Genomic DNA, 719 nt, shown 5'->3' on the forward strand with positions numbered 1-719 from the left:
CATGAAACTCGTTCCTAGTTTTATCGCTTTGGACACACTAGGGGCAGACTTTGTATGGTATACACGCGTCTATCATACTGGTATTGTCATCGGCGACCGTCTACATGGTGATTTAATCATTCAAGGTAGTGGCGATCCAAAAATGAACCACGAGCGTTTGAAGGAGTTGCTGTATAAAGTACAAGCCTCAGGTATTCGTCATATCGACGGTGACATCATCGTTGACAGTGCAATCTTCAAAAACGTGAGCGAAGATCCTGCCGCTTTTGATAACTCACCTTTGCGCCCTTATAACGCCAGTCCTGATGGCTTTTTGGTCAACTTTAGCACCATTGGTATCAAAACCTATCCCTCAGATAATGGCCAAGCGAGCTTGACCTATAAGCCGCGACTGGCAAACTATCAGCTGCCTGATAAGATAAATACCCGTACCGCTTACTGTGGACAGGCAAGCTACAGCCTATCGCCGCAGTGGCAAGCGGAGCAGCTAACACTCAATGCCAGTCTGCCGGAGAGCTGCGGCGAGCATGTGTTTTATGTGGCGTATCCTAATGCCAAAGAGTTTGCGGCACACGTCATTGCTGCTAAATGGCAAGCACTAGGTAATACCCTGAGCGGAAAAGTGATCTCACAAGAAACCCCTTACAATGCCAAAAAGACCCCAAAAACAGTACATGGACTCACCGCTATTACCATGTCACCCTTGCCTATGGTCAGCT

General features: G+C 47.6%; 1 protein-coding gene. It reads left to right on the forward strand.

From position 1 onward, the window contains the following. A partial coding sequence (locus ACS8FC_RS17370) for a D-alanyl-D-alanine carboxypeptidase (RefSeq protein WP_439297701.1) occupies positions 1 to 719 on the forward strand: 719 nt, incomplete at both ends.

This window comes from Psychrobacter sp. 1Y4, from assembly GCF_051847555.1.